The sequence below is a fragment of the Xanthobacter autotrophicus genome (assembly GCF_005871085.1).
GTDB classification, from domain to species: Bacteria; Pseudomonadota; Alphaproteobacteria; order Rhizobiales; family Xanthobacteraceae; genus Xanthobacter; species Xanthobacter autotrophicus.
In genome coordinates this window covers 47,570-65,657 of record NZ_VAUP01000009.1, presented here as the reverse complement: position 1 = coordinate 65,657, position 18,088 = coordinate 47,570, and the positions used below count along the sequence as shown (strand labels likewise).

16 protein-coding genes are annotated in these 18,088 nt (G+C 67.9%); 7 read left to right on the top strand and 9 right to left on the bottom strand.

What is annotated here, in order from left to right; genetic code table 11:
- The first annotated feature begins 218 nt into the window (after positions 1–218).
- Positions 219–1,547, top strand: coding sequence for a sensor histidine kinase (locus FBQ73_RS03340; protein ID WP_170218729.1), 1,329 nt, complete (start codon positions 219–221; stop codon positions 1,545–1,547).
- A gap of 138 nt (positions 1,548–1,685) precedes the next feature.
- Positions 1,686–2,738, top strand: a complete 1,053-nt coding sequence (gene argC / locus FBQ73_RS03335) for an N-acetyl-gamma-glutamyl-phosphate reductase (RefSeq protein WP_138398108.1) — start codon at positions 1,686–1,688, stop codon at positions 2,736–2,738.
- 90 nt (positions 2,739–2,828) lie between these two features.
- On the opposite strand, the gene FBQ73_RS23060 is transcribed toward argC, so the two are convergent.
- Positions 2,829–3,185: a hypothetical protein gene (locus FBQ73_RS23060; RefSeq protein ID WP_246089542.1), complete on the bottom strand. Its 357-nt coding sequence runs from the start codon at positions 3,183–3,185 to the stop codon at positions 2,829–2,831.
- 17 nt (positions 3,186–3,202) lie between these two features.
- The gene (locus tag FBQ73_RS23055) at positions 3,203–3,514 is read right to left on the bottom strand and encodes an ArsR/SmtB family transcription factor (protein WP_246089541.1); all 312 of its coding nucleotides are present in this window, start codon (positions 3,512–3,514) and stop codon (positions 3,203–3,205) included.
- 526 nt (positions 3,515–4,040) lie between these two features.
- Between FBQ73_RS23055 and FBQ73_RS03325 the strand changes: the two genes are divergently transcribed.
- From FBQ73_RS03325 to FBQ73_RS03315, 3 genes are all read left to right on the top strand, one after another.
- On the top strand, positions 4,041–5,432 hold the full coding sequence (locus FBQ73_RS03325; RefSeq protein WP_138398107.1) for a GntP family permease: 1,392 nt from the start codon (positions 4,041–4,043) through the stop codon (positions 5,430–5,432).
- A gap of 69 nt (positions 5,433–5,501) precedes the next feature.
- On the top strand, positions 5,502–6,410 hold the full coding sequence (locus FBQ73_RS03320; protein ID WP_138398106.1) for a ParA family protein: 909 nt from the start codon (positions 5,502–5,504) through the stop codon (positions 6,408–6,410).
- Entirely contained in the window at positions 6,403–6,897 is a 495-nt protein-coding gene (locus FBQ73_RS03315; RefSeq protein WP_138398105.1) for a hypothetical protein, read from the top strand. The genes FBQ73_RS03320 and FBQ73_RS03315 overlap by 8 nt, the downstream gene beginning before the upstream one ends.
- 15 nt (positions 6,898–6,912) lie before the next feature.
- On the opposite strand, the gene FBQ73_RS03310 is transcribed toward FBQ73_RS03315, so the two are convergent.
- From FBQ73_RS03310 to FBQ73_RS03300, 3 genes are all read right to left on the bottom strand, one after another.
- A complete protein-coding gene (locus tag FBQ73_RS03310; protein ID WP_138398104.1) occupies positions 6,913–7,599 on the bottom strand; it encodes a YoaK family protein in 687 nt (228 codons plus the stop codon).
- Positions 7,600–7,678: 79 nt separating this feature from the next.
- Complete coding sequence (gene recJ / locus FBQ73_RS03305; RefSeq protein WP_246089540.1) at positions 7,679–9,478, bottom strand: single-stranded-DNA-specific exonuclease RecJ; 1,800 nt, start codon at positions 9,476–9,478, stop codon at positions 7,679–7,681.
- A 49-nt stretch (positions 9,479–9,527) separates the two neighbouring features.
- Entirely contained in the window at positions 9,528–10,778 is a 1,251-nt protein-coding gene (locus FBQ73_RS03300; RefSeq protein ID WP_138398103.1) for an MgtC/SapB family protein, read from the bottom strand.
- 337 nt (positions 10,779–11,115) lie between these two features.
- On the opposite strand from FBQ73_RS03300, the gene FBQ73_RS03295 reads away from it, so the two are divergent.
- Positions 11,116–11,586 (top strand): hypothetical protein, encoded by a 471-nt coding sequence (locus tag FBQ73_RS03295; protein ID WP_138398102.1) that lies wholly within the window; start codon positions 11,116–11,118, stop codon positions 11,584–11,586.
- A 13-nt stretch (positions 11,587–11,599) separates the two neighbouring features.
- On the opposite strand, the gene glpX is transcribed toward FBQ73_RS03295, so the two are convergent.
- The 4 genes from glpX to FBQ73_RS03275 form a co-directional block, all read right to left on the bottom strand.
- Positions 11,600–12,589: a class II fructose-bisphosphatase gene (gene glpX / locus FBQ73_RS03290; protein ID WP_138398101.1), complete on the bottom strand. Its 990-nt coding sequence runs from the start codon at positions 12,587–12,589 to the stop codon at positions 11,600–11,602.
- A 5-nt stretch (positions 12,590–12,594) separates the two neighbouring features.
- Positions 12,595–13,881 carry a homoserine dehydrogenase gene (locus FBQ73_RS03285; RefSeq protein ID WP_138398100.1) on the bottom strand — a complete coding sequence of 429 codons (1,287 nt, stop codon included), beginning with the start codon at positions 13,879–13,881 and terminating at the stop codon, positions 12,595–12,597.
- Positions 13,882–14,053: 172 nt separating this feature from the next.
- Positions 14,054–15,274, bottom strand: a complete 1,221-nt coding sequence (locus FBQ73_RS03280) for an LL-diaminopimelate aminotransferase (RefSeq protein ID WP_138398099.1) — start codon at positions 15,272–15,274, stop codon at positions 14,054–14,056.
- 155 nt (positions 15,275–15,429) lie between these two features.
- Positions 15,430–15,774, bottom strand: a complete 345-nt coding sequence (locus FBQ73_RS03275; protein ID WP_138398098.1) for a hypothetical protein — start codon at positions 15,772–15,774, stop codon at positions 15,430–15,432.
- A 261-nt stretch (positions 15,775–16,035) separates the two neighbouring features.
- Between FBQ73_RS03275 and phaC the strand changes: the two genes are divergently transcribed.
- Positions 16,036–18,006 (top strand): class I poly(R)-hydroxyalkanoic acid synthase, encoded by a 1,971-nt coding sequence (gene phaC / locus FBQ73_RS03270; protein ID WP_246089539.1) that lies wholly within the window; start codon positions 16,036–16,038, stop codon positions 18,004–18,006.
- Positions 18,007–18,088 lie beyond the last annotated feature (82 nt).

Sequence of the window (18,088 nt, the reverse complement as noted above, 5' to 3'; positions counted from 1 at the left end):
GCGGTGGCCACTATTTCTTTGGCGCAAGGCGAAATTGCCGCTACCCTGATTGCACCAGTCGTCGTGATGGTGAACACGTCGTGGAAAACGGCATAGACCAGAAGGTCTCGCGCTCTGGGTCCGCCCATTACCGGGGAATCCCTAGTTCTGTTGGTCTCGACAAGAACCGACTTTGGTCGGTACTACGTCTCGGGACTTTAGTCGGTCTGTGGCGGCGGTTGGGGTTACGCGTCCAGTTCCTGCTGGCCGCATCGCTCATGTTCGTCGCATCCATGCTGGTGCTGGGGACATGGATCCAGGGACGCATCGAAACCGATTGGCGGCAAAGCGCCATCGCCGCCACCGGACGCTTCCTCGACGACGTGTTGGGCGACCATGTGGGCGAGCTTTTGTCCAATCCGGACCCAGGGAGCGGCGAGGCCGCGCGGCGGCTGACCGCCGAGATCGGCGGGAGCCTTGGCAAGGAGTTCGCGGCGATCACGGTCTGGAACACGCAGGGGAACCAGGTTTTCTCCACCCGTCGCCACGCCATGGAACAGGTGCTGCCGGAGGAAGTCCGCACGGGCGTGCTCGCCGGCGAGACGATGGTGCGACCTCGGGGAGCCGCCTTCCACGCCGAGCACAGCGCCGTGATGCGGGTCTACGCGCCCATATTCAATCCGCTGACTGGCGCGATTGTCGCCATTGGCGGCGCGGACCAGCGCAGCGGCGAGATTGATCGCCTTGCGCGCGCCGAGAGCATGAAGACCTGGCCCATCGTGGGCGCCGCGACCGTGGTCATGGTCGCCTTCCTCTATCTGCTCGTCACCAACGCGGCGGCGACCATCGAGCAGCAGCAGGCGGCCTTGGTGCGGCAGGCGCAGCGTGCCCGTCGCCTTGGGCGGCGCAGCGCGGTGCTGGCGCGCCTCGCCGAGCAGGCGCGCCACGATGCCATGGTCGCCATCGAGAAGACTCTGGCGCGGGTGGGGTCCGACATCCATGACGGGCCGATCCAGCGCCTCGCCATCCTCGCGCTGCGGCTGGGGGAGAGCGATGCGGGGCGGGGGCTGGGCGCCGACATGCAGCAGGTGGTGGCGGAGCTGCGCGACATCACCGGCGGGCTGGCGCTGCCCGAGCTTGAGGGCGAGGACCTAGAAGGCGCCATCAAGCTCGCTGTGGCGGGTCACGAAAAGATCACCGGCGGGAAGGTGGCCCTGCGTCTGGACCCTCTGCCGCCCCAGGTGCGCAAGTCGTTGAAGGTAAGTGCCTTTCGTATCGTACAAGAGGCCCTGTCGAATGGCTTCCGGCATGGCGGCGGCGCTGACCAGGCGGTGCACGCGCAGACCTGCGAGGGCTACCTCGTGCTCACCATCAGCGATGCCGGGTCCGGCTTTCCGGACCCGCCGCCGCAGGCGGACGGTGCTTCGCCCTGCCTCGCCAGCCTTGCCAGCCGGGTAGAGGCGATGCGGGGCGATATCTTCGTAGCGCGCGTGGAACCCCATGGCGCGCGGGTGCAGGTCTTGCTTCCCCTCGGCCTGCGTCCGGCCCGCGCCGCCGAGGCGCTGTAGGGAGGGGCTGCACGGGCGTTTCCGGCGGTTTGGCCGGAACCGTGGGCGGTGTGTCCTTCATTCGTCGCAAAAAGCGGTGTAGACAGCGACGCCCGGCGCCGGCGCAGAACCCCCGAGCGCCGATGATGGAGAGCCACAATGGCGGATGCAAAGGCACGGATCGCAGTTCTCGGGGCTTCCGGCTACACCGGGTCCGAGCTGGTGCGCCTGCTGCTGCGCCATCCCCGCGTGGAGCTGGTGGCCCTCACGGCCGACAGGAAGGCCGGCCAGACCATGGCCGAGGTGTTCCCCCAGTTCGCCCCGTTTGCGCTCCCGAAGCTCATCACCATCGACGAGGTCGACTTCACGGCCGTGGACCTTGTGTTCTGCGCGCTGCCCCACGCCACCACCCAGCTTGTCATCAGACGAGTGTTCGACGCGGCGCCCAACGTGAAGGTGGTGGATCTGTCCGCCGACTTCCGCCTGAAGGATCCCGGCGCCTACGAGCAGTGGTACGGCCATCCCCACCAGGCGCTGGAGCTGCAGCAGGAGGCGGTGTTCGGCCTCGTGGAGATCTATCGCGAGGATATCCGCAAGGCGCGGCTGGTCGCCAATCCCGGCTGCCACTCCTCCACCGCCATCCTGCCCATCGTGCCGCTGCTGGAAGCCGGCGCCATCGATCCCGAGAGCATCGTGGTGGATTCCAAGACCGGCATGTCGGGCGCCGGCCGCTCCGCCAAGGAGGCCATGCTGTTCTCCGAGGTTTCGGAGGGCATCCACGCCTATGCGGTCACCGGCCACCGGCACATGGGCGAGCTGGACCAGGAATTCTCCAAGGCGGCGGGCCGTCCCGTGGCGCCCATGTTCGTGCCGGTGCTGGCGCCCATGAACCGGGGCATCTACGCCACCATCTTCGTGCGCACCACCGGGGTGCGGGCCGAGGACCTGCATTCCATCCTCGCCGACTATTACAAGGGCGAGGCTTTCGTGCATGTGCTGCCGTTCGGGCAGGTGCCCCAGTCGCGGCATGTGCGCGGCTCGAACATGGTTTTCCTGGGGGTTGCCGCCGATCGCAATCCCAGCCGCGCGATCCTCGTCTCGACCCTGGACAATCTGGTGAAGGGCGCCTCCGGCCAGGCGGTGCAGAACATGAACCTGGTGCTCGGCTTCCCCGAGACCCTGGGGCTGGACCAGATCGCCCTCATGCCGTGATGCGGAAACGGCTGCGTCCTCGCCGGGCGCAGCCGTCTTGAACCGAGCCGGGGGCAGGCTGCTCACCACAGGCCAGCCATCCCCGCGTTTTCAGCCACGGACAATCTCGACAGGGCCGTGGTCGTCGCAATGGTCGCCGTGCGGATGGTGCAGGTGGCCGTCAACCAGGTAATCCACATGGTCGCCGTGGGGCACCGCCTCGTGGCCGCAGCCGGGGCCGTGCACATGGCCCTTCTCGTGGCCGGCGCAGACGTGGTCGGGGGTGCAGCGGTGCGGGTTGATGGCGCTCACCTCGATCACATGCTCATCCACATGGTCGGCGTGCATGTGATGCAGGTGGCCGTCGTGGAGATAGTCCGGATGATCGCCGTGGCGGACCGCCGTATGGCCGCAGCCCGGGCCGTGCCGGTGCGGATGGTCGGGGTGGATCTTGCAGGTCTCGGACATCGGCTTCACCCTCGTGCTCAATGGGTCTCGCAGGCGTGGTCGACGGCGCTGGACACGAGCGCCAGCACATGGTCGTCCGCCAGGTGGTAAAGGATCGACTTGCCCTCCCGACGGCGCCCCACCAGGCGCGCCGCGTGCAGGACCTTGAGCCGCGCGGACAGTGTCGACAGCTTTTCCCCCTGCGCCGCCGCCAGCTCGGAAACCGAAATTTCCCGGCCGGCGAGAAGGATGAGCAGCCGTAGGCGCTGGGGATCGGCAAGCGCAGAGAACATCCCCGCCGCTTCTTCCACCTGCCTGTCCGTGAGCAAACGCTTTGCGTCGAAACTCATGTGAACACTCTATCGATTATTGGAATGTTGAAGTAAAGGGGGTATCCCGGTATCAATCGCGCGTTTCTGCAGATCCAATGTCCGCGACCGCGAGCCGGCTGCATGGCCACCAACTGGTCGGAAGGCGGACAGGCGCGCGGCAAGAGCGCGGCCGGTAAGGTCTTGCAACGGGTCGTTCCGTGCAACGGAAATTCCGCTCGGCAGGACAGCGGGCCGCTGATCCTGCCGCGCTCACGCCTCTATGGGTGGCCCGTGCGCCGTGTCCCGGCTGAGGTGCAGGTCGACCATTGGCGTGGGGGATCCGCACGGGGTGGCTCCGGCAGTGTGCCTGTCGCGACGATTCCCCGTTTCGCTGCCGGCTCCACGTGGGTCCGCAGGAGCGCCGTCCGCACTCTTAACGGGTGTTCTTGAGCCGGCGCAGCTGACGCTGGGGACACAAACTCAAGTCTAGTCGCCAAAGATTATAGGGCAGGGTAGCTTCCCAACCTCCCGTTACTATTTTCCCATCTCGATTCCCGGATATCCCATGAGCTTCCTCATTTGCCTTGCCGCGCTCGGCTTCCTGATGCTGGTGGCCTATCGGGGCTTCAGCGTGATCCTGTTCGCGCCCGTTGCGGCCATCGGCGCCGTCCTGCTGACGGATCCGTCGGCGGTGCCCGTCATCTTTTCCGGCCTGTTCATGGAAAAGATGGTGGGCTTCATCAAGCTCTACTTCCCGGTGTTCCTGCTGGGCGCGGTGTTCGGCAAGCTCATCGAGCTGTCCGGCTTCTCGCGCTCCATCGTCGCCTCCATCGTGAAGCTGCTGGGCCCTGGGCGCGCCATCCTGTCCATCGTCCTGGTGGGCGCGGTGCTCACATATGGCGGCGTGTCGCTGTTCGTGGTGGTGTTCGCCATTTACCCGTTCGGTGCCGAGATGTTCCGCCAGGTGGGCATTCCCAAGCGTCTGCTGCCGGCCGTGGTGGCGCTCGGCGCCTTCTCCTTCACCATGGATACGCTGCCCGGCACCCCGCAGATCCAGAACATCATCCCCACCACCTTCTTCAAGACCACGGCCTATGCCGCGCCCATCCTCGGCATTGTCGGCTCCATCTTCATGGTGGTGGTGGGCATGAGCTACCTGGAGTTCCGCCGCCGCCAGGCGCAGCGGAAGGGTGAGGGCTATGGCGAGGGCCACATGAACGAGGTGGTGGTGGACACCAGCGTGCCGCTGGTCTCACCCTTCCTCGCGCTGCTGCCGCTGGTGGTGGTGGGCATCGCCAACCTCGTCTTCGCCAAGCTCATCCCCGGCTGGTTCGGCCCCACCGCCAGCGCCACCCTGGTGGACGGCGGGGCGGCGGTGAGCGTGCCCACCGGCACCTGGGCCGCCATCTGGTCGGTGCAGGCGGCGCTGCTGCTGGGCATCCTCACGGTGGCGGTGTTCGGCTTCAAGGCCATCGCCGGCAAGTTCTCCGGTGGCTCCCGCGACGCCGTCTCCGGCGCGCTGCTCGCCAGCCTGAACACGGCGACGGAATACGGCTTCGGCGCGGTGATCGCGGCGCTGCCCGGCTTCCTCGTCATCAAGGGGGCGCTGAGCGCCATCCCCAACCCGCTCATCAACGAGGCGATCACCGTCACGACGCTGGCCGGCATCACCGGCTCGGCCTCGGGGGGCCTGTCCATCGCGCTGGCCGCCATGTCGGAGCAGTTCATCGCCCAGGCCCACGCCCATGGCATTCCGCTGGAAGTGATGCACCGCGTGGCCTCCATGGCCTCGGGCGGCATGGATACCTTGCCGCACAACGGCGCGGTCATCACCTTGCTCGCGGTGACGGGGCTGTCGCACCGTCAGTCCTACGGCGATATCTTCGCCATCACGCTCATCAAGACGATGGCGGTATTTTTCGTCATCGGCTTCTACTATCTGACCGGGCTTTATTGACCGGGTTGTATTGAGCAGGCCTCACTCCCCCGTTATGTTGCGACGCACAAACGGGCGGGGCAGGCACCGATGGCGGACGCTGACGGGCGAGTGATCGCGGTTGCCAACATGAAGGGGGGCGTCGGCAAGACCACTACGGTGGTCATGCTGGCGGAAGGGCTGGCCGAGGCCGGGCACAGGGTTGTGGTGCTCGACCTCGATGCCCAGGCCAACGCCTCCTATTGCTTCGCCCCGGACGACCAGTTGAAGGTCATTCTGGAACAGCGCCGGTCGGTGACATCCTTCCTCGCCGACCGTCTGCTCTATGGCGACCGCACCCCCATCACCGACTATCTGGCGCGCGACATCTCCCACGTCATGAAGGCCGGCGAGCCGCTGGCCATCGACATGGTGGTGGCCAGCCCCCGCCTGCGCCTTCTGGAGCGGGAGATCGTGCTGCGTCTCACCGAGAAGAATTACGGCATCCGCTCGCTGGAAGGCCAGTCGCTGAAGGTGCTCGAGGAAGCGCTGGCCCTGCTGCGCACACGCTACGATTATGTGGTGTTCGATTGCGCCCCTGGCATCTCCGCCTTCACCGAGGTGGCCATCCGCCTTGCCGACATGGTGGTGGTGCCCACCATCCCCGATTATCTGTCCACTCTCGGCTTTGATGCCTTCCGCGCCTCGGTGTGGGAGAATGCCCACGTCACCCGCTCCGCGCTGCCGCAGCCCAAGCGACGGCCGGTGGTGCTGGCGAGCCGGGTGAACGGCAACAAGATCCAGCATCGCGAGACCCTCGCCAGCCTGCGCAACGAAGCGAACGAGCCGGACGCAGTGTTCGAGATGTTCGATCTGGAGGTGGACAACCAGGCGTCCATCGAGCGGGCCATGGATCCGGAGAACTTTCCCTATGCGCCCACGTTCGAGCAAAAGTGGAACCGGGCGCTGGGTCAGGTGCGCGACCTCGTGAGCGAGACACGGAGACGGCTCGATGAGTGAGGAAACCGATTTCTTCCGGCTGATCGGGGCCATCGGCGACAAGGCCGCGCTGTTTTCCGCCGCCGGAAATGCCGCGCGCAAGGCGGTGAACGAAATCGTGCGCGCCCAGCTGATCGCCGACGGCACCACGCTGGATGAGGTCCGGCAGATCCGCACTTTGCTCGGTCCTGCGGCCTTCGCCGAGGCGCTGGACGGCGTGCCCGCGCCCAAGACCAAGGTCCTGCTCACCCGCGCCGATCCCCACGGGCCGGCGCTGGCCCAGCCGGGGGATCGCATCAAGGCCCTGCTCGCCCTTGCTGATGGCAGCCGTGCGCCCGCCGCTGCGCCCGAGAAGCCGGCGAAGAAAGCGGCGTCCAGGAAGGCGCCCGCCGGCAAGGATGTGGCTGCGAAGGACGAGGCCGCCAAGGATCAACCGGCCATCGCGCCGGCCCCGCGCAAGCGCAAGATCACCGGCCGCGCCGCGCTCCGGGTGTCCGAGGAACGGTGAGGGCAGGGCGGGGGTTCAGCCGACCCCAACGGCGCTTTTGTCCGGCCCCAAAGTGAAGATCTCCGCCGCAGCGACCAGCGGCGGCAGCAGCATGCACCACATGCCCACGGTCAGATAGAGCAGGCCGGCGGTCCCGCAGCCCAAGGTAAAGGCGCCCAGATTCGTGCTCATGCGGGCGAGGCGGGCGCGGTTCTGCGCCACATCGGCACCCGCCACCGGCCGCCAGAGACTGCTCAGGTCCAGCAGGATCTGCGTGAGCGTGCCGGTCATGACGGTCGAGGGTGGCGTGTCGGTGAGGTGGGTGCGGTGGAGCGCGTTCTGCAACGCCATGGCGCTGACAAGCGTCATCGCCATCATGGTGGCGGCCGTCGTGTCTGGATCGGGAAAGGGCCCCGATTGAACCGCCACCAGCGCCGCATGGGCGAGCAGCACGAGCTTCACCGCCATCAGCATGCGGAAATCGTCCCGACCGCGGGCTGCCATGGATTGGCTGAACTGCCGCGAAGCAATCACCACCACGGCAAACACCGGAATGGCGATGATCTTGGCCAGCGACGGCATATCGCCATGGGCCACAGCCGCTGCGATGATCACGATATTGCCGGTGACGTGGGCGGCGAATAGCCCGCCGAGGGCGACAAAGCCGGCCGCATCCACGAAGCCGGCATTGAAGCAGAGCAGGATCGTGAGCAGTCCCTTCACGCAAGAACCCTTCAGATAGTATCGATCAGATGGATTAAACCGTCCGGCGCATGGTCAGGACCACCACGCGGGCCGCGCCTCAGCCCGGCTCGGCCACGTCGCGGATGCGCAGGGCGACGCGGGTCTCCCCCTGCCAGGTGTCCAGCTCCAGGCTTCCGGCCACATGCAGAGGCCGCCCGCGCGCGGCCAGCAGGGCGCGGCCCAGGGGCTCCTCGGCGCAGCGGAAGGCGGTGGCCTTCAGGGTGGTGCCGTCCGGGGACGAGATGCGCGCCCGCACATGGCCGGCGCCGAAGCTCTCCACATAGCTGATGCGGTGGCCGGGAAAGGCGAACACCGGCTCCGCATTGCCGGCGCCGAACGGGCCGGCGCGGGAGACCATCTCGACAAGGTCCGTCGTCGCCCCCCGAGCGGTGAGCGCGCCGTCGATGGAGAGGGTGCCCTCGGCCCGCGCCCGCGCCACGTCGGCGGCGAGGCGCTGCTCGAACGCGGCGCGCAAGGCGCCGAGGCGTGAGCGCTCCACGGTCAGGCCGGCCGCCATGGCGTGGCCGCCGCCCTTCACCAGCAGTCCCGCCTCCAGCGCCGCCCGCACGGCGCGGCCGATGTCGACGCCGGGCAGCGAGCGGCCGGAGCCGGTGCCGGTCTCACCGTTGAAGGCGATGGCGAAGGCGGGGCGCTGGAAGCGCTCCTTCAGCCGCGACGCCACGAGACCCACCACGCCGGGATGCCAGCCATCCCCACTCACCACAATCACTGAGCCTTCGTCGCTGAGGCCCAGCGCGGCCTCGGCCTCCGCCTCGGCGGCGGCGAGGATGGCGCGTTCCACCTCCTGCCGCTCGCCGTTGAGCCGGTCCAGCTCGGCGGCGATCTGGCGGGCCTCGGCCGGGTCCTGGGTGAGGAGGAGTTTCGCCCCCAGCGTCGCCTCGCCGATGCGCCCGCCGGCATTGATACGCGGGCCGATGAGGAAGCCGAGGTGGAACGGGCGCGGTGGCCCGTCGAGCCGGGCCGCATCCATCAGCGCGGTGAGGCCGATGCGGCCGCGCCGCCGCATGGCGAGGAGGCCCTTGGTGACGAAGGCACGGTTGAGGCCCTTCAGTGGCACCACGTCCGCCACCGTGGCGAGCGCCACCAGATCCAGCGTCTCGAGCAGGTCCGGGGCCGGGCGGGTGGTGTTGAAATGGCCGCTCTGGCGCAGCGCCCGCACCAGCCCCACGGCGGTGACGAAGGCAAGGCCCGCCGCGCACACATGGCCGAGGCCCGAGAGGTCGTCCTCCCGATTGGGGTTCACGATGGCGGCGGCCTCCGGCAGGCGCTCGCCGGACTGGTGGTGGTCAATCACCACCGTATCCATGCCGAGGCGCCGGGCGGCGGCCAAAGGCTCCATGGAGGTGGTGCCGCAATCCACCGTCACCAGCAGCGTGACGCCCCGCGCCGCCAATTGCTCGATGGCCGGCACATTGGGGCCATAGCCCTCGAAGATGCGGTCGGGAATGTGGAACAGCGGGTCGAGCCCCGCCGCCCGCAGCACCCCCACCATGAGGGCGGTGGCGCAGGCGCCGTCCACGTCATAGTCGCCGAACACCGCCACCTGCTCGCCGCTCGTCACCGCATGCGCAAGGCGCGCCACGGCGGCGCCCATGTCGGTGAGGGTGTCGGGATCGGGCAGAAGGCTGCGGATGGAGGGGTCAAGATATTGCTCCACCCCATCCAGTGGCACGTCGCGGCCGGCCAGCACGCGGGCCAGCAGCTCGCTGATGCCAGTGCGCTGGGCCATGGCGAGGGCGGTCTGGGCGCCGCGCACGTCCAAGCGCTCGCGCCAGGTGCGGCCGGTGGCGGAGCGGGCGACGTCGAGGAAGAGGCGATTCGGCAGGGCTATGTTCACGCGTGCATCAAGCCAGATGCGGCCTCTCCCGTCGAGCGACCGGAAGCGATCACCACCCCTGCACGATCAGCAGGACGACAAGCGCCGCTCCCGCTGCAGCGGCAGTGGCCGAGCCAAGACGCAGGGTGAAGCCCGCGGGACCGGCCGCCGCCGCGAACCCCACCCGCCCCAGCGCGTTCATGCCCATGGCGATCAGGATGGCGAGGGCGGCGCCATGCAGCGACAGGCCGTTGCCCGCGAGCCGAGCGGCGTTCAGGGACGGCACGTCCACGTCTACGATGCCGGCCACAGCGCTGACGAGGTAAAGGCTGCCCGGCCCCACATATTTCAGGAGGATGCCGCTGACCGCCGAGACGAAGCCGAACATCCCGGCGAAGGCGGCGAGAGGGCCAAGTTCGAACGGGTTGCCGAGGCTGGCCTCGCCCTCCGCATCCCCAGCATGGCGCACCAGGAGGCCGCCCGCGATCGCAAAGGCCAGGGCCGCCGCCAGCGCCGGCGGGGCGAGGGTGGTGAGCAGGCTGGGCGCTACCACCATGCAGATCGCCAGCACGCGCAACAGCGAGACCATGGCCGCCAGTGCCGCCCCGCCGGCAAGCAAGGTGGTTGGCTCCCCGGCCGCCGCGCGCCGGGCAAAGGCGATGGTGACGGCGGTGGAGGACACCAGAGCGCCTGCCAGAGCGCTGATGAGGATGCCCTTTTCCGGCCCCGCCACCCTCACCGCCACATAGCCGGCGAAGGAGATCGTGGCGGTGAGCACCATGAACAGCCAGATCTGCCGCAGGTTGATGCTGTCGAATGGGTCGAGGGTGCGATCCGGCAGCAGGGGCAGCACGATCACCGTCATGCCCAGCAGGACCAGCGCCGAGCGCAGTTCCACCCAGGTGAGCTTGGCGAGAAGGCCGTGCAGCATTTCGCGCGCCGCCAGAAGCCCCGTGGCGGCGATGGCGGCAGCGCCCGCCGCGGCCGGGTCGCCCGCCACGGCCAGCGCTCCGAGGGCGAACACCAGCATGGCGGCGATGATGCCGGTGATGCCGAAATCGTTGTCCTTCACCATCTCGCGATATTTGAAGCCAGCGAAGACACCGGCGAAGCCGAGGCTTGCGGCGATGAAGACGGCTGGGCTCTCCAGTGCTTGGGAGAGCGCCGCGCTGACGCCGCCGAGCAGGCCGCACAGGGTATAGGTGCGCACGCCGGCGGTGCGGCTTCCGGGCGGCTCGGTGCGTTCCCGCCAGCCCCGCTCCACCCCCACCACCAGTCCGATGGCGAGCGCGACCGCGAGGCGGAAGATCAGCTCGTCCATGGCGGCCTCCAGAAGATGACGCAACGACAGTTTTTGGAATGATACCGGATTCGGGTGAGAATTCTTGCTGAAGCGCACCAGCCGCCGCGCGCAAGGATGAGAGTACGCGCCGATCTGATTGAATCGCAATGAGATCGGATAGGGATTTGATCCGGTCGGGTCGCGCTCTGGCCGAGGCACCGGTATGGGGTGCCGGGTCTTTGAGTGGGCGCCCAGGTGTCGGGGTGGATCTGGCGCGGGCAAACCGTTTGGTCACGGCCCGAGGGCCGGGACGTCACTGATCACAGGCGGTTTTCACATCGCCAGCACATGGGGTGGACAGATGCAGACGGACTTCATGAGGCCTGACCGCCGGCGGCCGGGCGTCTTCCTTGCGGCGATAGCATTGTGCTTCGCCGCGGTCCTGACCGGGCCGATACCCGCCCGCGCCGATGGCTCGGTGTCGGCCCTCGGGCTCGGCATGGGCGCCCCGACGCCTCAAAGGTTCGCCGAGTTCGAGGCTGTCGTTGAGAAGTACAATACGTCCGGTGAGCGGTTCGTCATCGACGGCCACTGCCAGTCGGCCTGTACCATGATGCTCGCCATCCGCAATGTCTGCGTGAAGCCCAGTGCCACTTTGCTGTTCCATGCAGGCGGGAATCCGCGCACCGGCAAGATCAGCGCCGACACCACCAGCCGTATGCTGGCGCGATACAATCCCGCGCTACGCCAATACCTGCTTGAAAAGAACGCTATGTCGACGTTCGACTTCCACCCGATTCCCGGGAGCGTCATCATCTCGCGGTTCGGCTATCCCGCCTGTAAATGAGGCTGGCAGGCTCTCAGCCTTGCAGGCGGAATTTGCGGAAGTCGCGGTGCTCGGTGGTCATCCGGCGCACGGTGCCGGTGGCGGCGCGCAGCACGATGGTGTCGGTCTCGATCACCTCGCGGCTGAAGCGCACGCCCTTCAGGAGGGCACCGTCGGTGACGCCGGTGGCGGCCACCAGGCAATCGCCGCGCACCATCTCTTCCAGCTTGTAGATCTTGGCGCCGTCGCGGATGCCGAGGGTCTTGGCCTGGGCGCGCTTCTTCTCGGTGTCGAGCACCAGGCGGCCTTCCATCTGCCCGCCGATGCAGCGCAGGGCCGCCGCCGCCAGGATGCCTTCGGCCGCGCCGCCGAGGCCGAGATAGATGTCGATGCCGCTCTCGTGCGGGTTGGTGGTGTGGATCACCCCCGCCACGTCGCCATCGGTGATGAGCTTGATGGCGGCGCCGGTCTTGCGCACCGCCTCCACCAGCGGCGCATGGCGCGGGCGGTCAAGGATGAGCGCGGTGATCTCGGAGGTGGGCACGCCCTTGGCGTCGGCCAGGGCCTGGATGTTCTCCTGCGGGCTGCGGGCCAGCGACACGATGCCGTCGGGATAGCCGGGACCGATGGCCAGCTTCTCCATGTAGGCGTCCGGCACCTTGAGCAGGGAACCGCGCTCGGCGATAACCAGCACGCAGAGCGAGCCTTCCATGTTCTTGGCGCAAAGGGTGGAGCCTTCCAGCGCATCCACGGCAAGGTCCACCTCGGCGCCGCCGGTGCCCAGCTTCTCGCCCACGAACAGCTGGTCGCACTCGCCCTCGATGCCCTCGCCGATCACCACCGTGCCGGAGACGGGAATGAGGCCGAGTTCCCGGTGACAAGCCGCCATGGCGGCAAGGTCGGCGGCCTGCTCGTCGCCGCGGCCGCGCAGCCGGGCGGCGGCGACGGCGCAACGTTCGGTGACCTGGGCCATGTCCAGGGACAGGCGGCGGTCGAGCACCTGGGGCATCCGGGCAACGCGCATGGCCGTCAATCCTTCTCGATGCGGATCACCTGGGGCAGGGCGGAGATGACCCCGTCTGCCTCGATGGCGGCGATGGCGCGGCGCACGGCTTCTTCCGTGGTCGCATAGGTGATGAGGATGACACGCGCCGTCTCCGCCCCGTCGGGCCGGCGCTGCATGATGGATTCGAGCGAGATCTGCTCGTCCGCCATGCGCCGGGCGATGGTGGCGGCAGTGCCCGGCTTGTTCACCACCGCGAGGCGGATGTAGTAGCCGCCCTCGTGGCGCTGCATGGCGGCGCGCTCGGCCTTGGTCAATTCAGCCACGGGCAGGCCGAAGGCATAGCCCTTGGCGCCGCGAGCCACGTCGAACAGGTCGCCCACCACCGCCGATGCGGTGGCCGCGCCGCCGGCGCCGGGGCCAACCAGGGTCAGCGCCACCGCATCGCCGTCCACCGCCACCGCGTTGGTGACGCCGGACACCTGGGCGATGGGCCAGTGCTTGGGCACCATGGTGGGATGCACCCGCTGCTCGATGCCAGTCTCTGTGCGCACGGCGACGCCCAGCAGCTTCACCCGGTAGCCAAGATCGTCCGCCGCCTCGAGGTCGGCGAGGGTCAGCTGACGGATACCCTCCACGTAGATGGAGTCGGCATCCACCTGGGTGCCGAAGGCCAGCGAGGTGAGGATGGCGAGCTTGTGGGCGGTGTCGAAGCCGTCGATGTCGAAGGTGGGGTCCGCCTCGGCATAGCCGAGCCGCTGCGCCTCGGTGAGGCAGACGTGGAAGGAGAGCTTCTCCTCCGCCATGCGGGTGAGAATATAGTTGCAGGTGCCGTTGAGGATGCCGGACACGCGCTCGATGGTGTTGCCGGCCAGCGCCTCGCGCAGGGTCTTCACGATGGGGATGCCGCCCGCCACCGCCGCTTCGAAATGAAGACCAGCGCCGGAGGCTTCCGCGCGGCGGGCGAGTTCCACGCCGCATTTGGCGAGCAGCGCCTTGTTGGCGGTCACCACCGGGATGCCGCGGTCGAGGGCGGCCGCCACCGCGGCCTTGGCGGGGTCGCCGTCGCCGCCCATCAGCTCCACGAACACGTCGATGTCGCCGTCGCGGGCCAGCGCCACCGGGTCCTCGAACCAGGCCACCCCGCTCAGGTCGAGGCCTCGGTCGCGGCTGCGGTCGCGGGCTGCCACCGCCGTCACCCTGAGGGTGCGGCCGGTGCGGGCCTCAAGCTCGGCCTTGCGGCGTTCGAGCATGCGGAACACCGCCGCCCCGACGGTGCCGAGGCCGGCAAGGCCCACTTTCAGTTCGCTCATGGGATCGGACCGGTTCTTCGCCTGTTGGAAAGCGCCGCGCTTTTAGCGCGCGGCGCCCGGATGCACCACTCCTCCCCCAATGGCCCGGTCTTCGACCGGTGCCGGGAGGGGAAGCTCAAGTGCCGTGCGGCTGAACCAAGGGCCGGGGAGGGAGGCTCACCGGCCCTTGGTATCAGCGCGCGGCGCTGAGGGGCACCACATTGTGGAGCGTCGTGCCCGCCTGTTCGAAGAAGCGGCGGATGTTGCGCGCCGCCTGGCGGATGCGCTGCTCGTTCTCCACCACGGCGATGCGGACGAAATCGTCCCCGTGCTCGCCGAAGCCGACGCCCGGTGCCACGGCCACGTCCGCCTTCTCGATGAGCAGCTTGGCGAATTCCACCGAGCCCATGGCGCGGAACGGCTCGGGGATAGGTGCCCAGGCGAACATGGAGGCGCGGGGCGAGGGCACCGGGAAGCCGGCGCGGCCGAAGCTCTCCACCAGCGCGTCACGCCGCTTCTTGTAGGTCTCGCGCATCTCGGCAATGCACTCCTGCGGGCCGTTGAGCGCCGCCGTCGCCGCCACCTGGATCGGGGTGTAGGCGCCGTAATCAAGGTAGGACTTCACCCGCGACAAGGCGGCGATGAGGCGCTCGTTGCCCACCGCGAAGCCCATGCGCCAGCCAGCCATGGAATAGGTCTTGGACATGGAGGTGAACTCCACCGTGACGTCCATGGCACCCGGCACCTGAAGCACCGAGGGGGGCGGGGTGTCGTCGAAATACAGCTCGGCATAGGCGAGGTCGGAAAGGACGATGAGGTCGTTCTTCTTCGCGAAGGCCACCACGTCCTTGTAAAATTCCAGGTCCGCCACGCAGGCCGTGGGGTTGGACGGATAGCACAGCACCACCGCGATGGGCTTGGGGATGGAGTGCTGCACCGCCCGTTCCATAGCGTGGAAGAACTCCGGCCCCGGCTCCACCGGCACCGAGCGGATGACGCCGCCGGCCATCAGGAAGCCGAAGGCGTGGATCGGATAGGACGGGTTGGGGGTCAGGATCACGTCGCCCGGTGCGGTGATGGCCTGCGCCATGTTGGCGAAGCCTTCCTTCGAGCCAAGGGTGGCCACCACGTGCTTGTCGGGATCCAGCTTCACGCCGAATCGGCGCTCGTAATAGTTCGCCTGGGCGCGGCGCAGGCCGGGGATGCCCTTCGACGCCGAATAGCGGTCCGTCCGCGGCTTGCCGATGGTTTCCTTGAGCTTCTCGATCACATGCGCGGGCGCATCGAGGTCGGGATTGCCCATGCCGAGGTCGACGATATCCGCCCCGGCATTGCGAGCGGCGGCCTTCACGCGGTTCACTTGCTCGAACACGTAGGGCGGCAGCCGGCGAATGCGGTGGAAATCGGTCGTCATCTCAGGGCTCCAGAGGCCGCGCTGTTACTGGTCTCCCGGCGCGGCAGTCGGGCTTTTTAGCACTGTTGTGCGATTGGAAAAGCGATGATTGCGATGGGAGTGCGGCAGAACCCTGTCCACCGCACTGCAGCATTCATCCGATTGGGCGCGGCCGGCTATTTTTCCTGGGTGCGGGCGAGGTTTTCCAGGTCGCGCTGCAGCTTCTGCTGGGCTTCCGGGGTGAGGGGCGGGGGGCGCTTCGACGGTGCGGTGGTGCCGATGGTCGGGAAGGCATTGTCCGGCACCTCCCGCACGTTGGTTTGTGGCGGCGTCAGGCCCGGCAGGCCCTCGGTGCCGGCGCAGGCGGCGAGGGCGCACAGCAGGGCGCCGGCCAAAGTGGCGCGCAGCAGGGCTCCTCCGCCGGCCGGATCGTCGGCGAGGGCGGTCGCGCGCACGCAGTGCGGCAGGGGGTGGAGCGGCGTCGGGCGGGGGCCGGCCGATGGGGTCGCAACCTGGGTCATGCGTTCCTTATAGCGCTGCGCTGCACACTTGCCACGGGGAGGTTTCGCATTGATGGACTTTGCATAAACGGTCCCGACATGATCCTGTGGTTGCGCGCTGGCTGTGTTCGCCAGAGGCTCGATCCCGTCACTTTGACAGAGTATGAAGGACAGGCGCGTACCGATAAAGATGGACCGAGCCTTCCGTAACGGCCCGCTAAAAGGGAATGACCCATGTCCCGTGCAGAGGAAACGTCGAACATGGCAGGAAATGGCTCAGGCATGGCTCCGCCCGTGGAGATGCCCGCGCCCCACCTGACCGTGGTGCCTCCGGCACCGGCCGAGGCGCCGAAGCAGGCTGCCGGCAGGGCGTCGGAGACCAGGAGCGCGCCAGCGGAGGGCGCGTCCGCCAAGCCGGCGTCCGGCGCCAGCTCCAGTTCGAGAACGCCTGCCACCGGGTCCTCGGCCGCCGGTGAAGGCGCGCGCAGCGGGGTGGATGTCGAGGTTCTCGCCCGCAATCTCGCCCAGATGATGGAGGAGGGCGGCAAGGCCATGGCGGCCTATCTGACGCCGCGCAAGCCGGCCAATACCGACGACATGGCCGAGGACATCGCCGACGCGCTCAAGACCGTCAGCCATGTGGCCGAATACTGGATGGCCGATCCCCAGCGCACGGTGGAGGCCCAGTCTCGCCTGATGGCCGGCTATCTCTCGGTCTGGGCCAACACCCTGAAGCGCCTCGCGGGGGAGGAGGTGGCGCCCGTCACCAAGCCCGACGCCCGGGACGCCCGTTTCAAGGACCAGGGCTGGAGCGAAAGCCCGATCTTCGACGCGCTCAAGCAGGCCTATCTTGTCACCGCCAAATGGGCGGAGGACATGGTGGAGGAGGCCGAGGGCCTCGACCCGCACCTCAAGCACAAGGCCGAGTTCCTGGTCCGCCAGGTCTCCAACGCCATCTCGCCCTCGAATTTCGTGATGACCAATCCCGAGCTGATCCGCGAGACCATGAGCTCGTCCGGCGAGAATCTCGTGAAGGGCATGCGCAACCTCACCGCCGACCTGATCGAGGGCAAGGGCACGCTCAAGATCCGCCAGACGGACATGAGTGCGTTCGAGGTGGGCCGCAATCTTGCCACCACCCCGGGCAAGGTGATCTACGAAAACGAGCTGATGCAGCTCATCCAGTATGAGGCCACGACCGCGAGCGTGAAGAAGACGCCGCTCCTGATCGTGCCGCCGTGGATCAACAAGTTCTATATCCTCGACCTCACCGCTGAGAAGTCCTTCATCAAGTGGCTGGTGGACCAGGGCGTCAGCGTGTTCGTCATCTCCTGGGTCAATCCGGATGCCCGGCTGGCCACCAAGGGCTTCGACGACTACATGCGCGACGGCATCATGACCGCCCTCGACCAGGTGGCCATCGCCTCGGGCGAGCGGCAGGCCCATGCCATGGGCTATTGCGTGGGTGGCACCCTGCTCGCCACGACCCTCGCCTACATGGCCGCCACGGGCGACGACCGCATCGCCTCAGCCACCTTCCTCACCACCCAGATCGACTTCACCCATGCGGGCGACCTGAAGGTGTTCGTGGACGAGGACCAGCTGGCCTCCATCGAGCGCAAGATGAAGGACATGGGGTATCTGGAGGGCAGCAAGATGGCGTCCGCCTTCAACCTGCTGCGCTCCAACGACCTGATCTGGCCCTATGTGGTGAACAACTACATGAAGGGCAAAGCGCCGTTCCCCTTCGACCTGCTGTTCTGGAACGCCGATTCCACCCGCATGCCGGCGGCGAACCATTCCTTCTATCTGCGCAACTGCTACCTCACCAACAACATTGCCCGCGGGCTCGCGGAACTCGGCGGCGTGCGCATCGACGTGCACAAGATTGCGGTGCCGGTCTATTCGCTCGCCACCAAGGAAGACCACATCGCGCCGCCCAACTCGGTCTATATCGGCGCCAATCTGCTGTCCGGCCCGGTGCGCTATGTGCTCGCCGGCTCCGGCCACATTGCTGGGGTGGTGAACCCGCCGGCGAGGGGCAAGTACCAATATTGGGCGGACGGCCCGACCGGGCCCAGCTTCGACCTGTGGCTTGAGGGCGCGCGGGAGAATGCCGGCTCGTGGTGGCCGGACTGGATCTCCTGGTTCAGCGCCCAGCATCCCGACGAGGTGCCAGCCCGCGCCATCGGCGGCGACCGGCTCACCCCCATCGAGGACGCGCCCGGCCGCTACGTGCGGGCGCGCAGCTGAGGCAGCGTTTCGCGCGGATGGTGCGGGCAGGCTCCGTCCCATCCGCGCCGAAGCTTTTTCCGGTGAAGGCAGGGCTGGATCC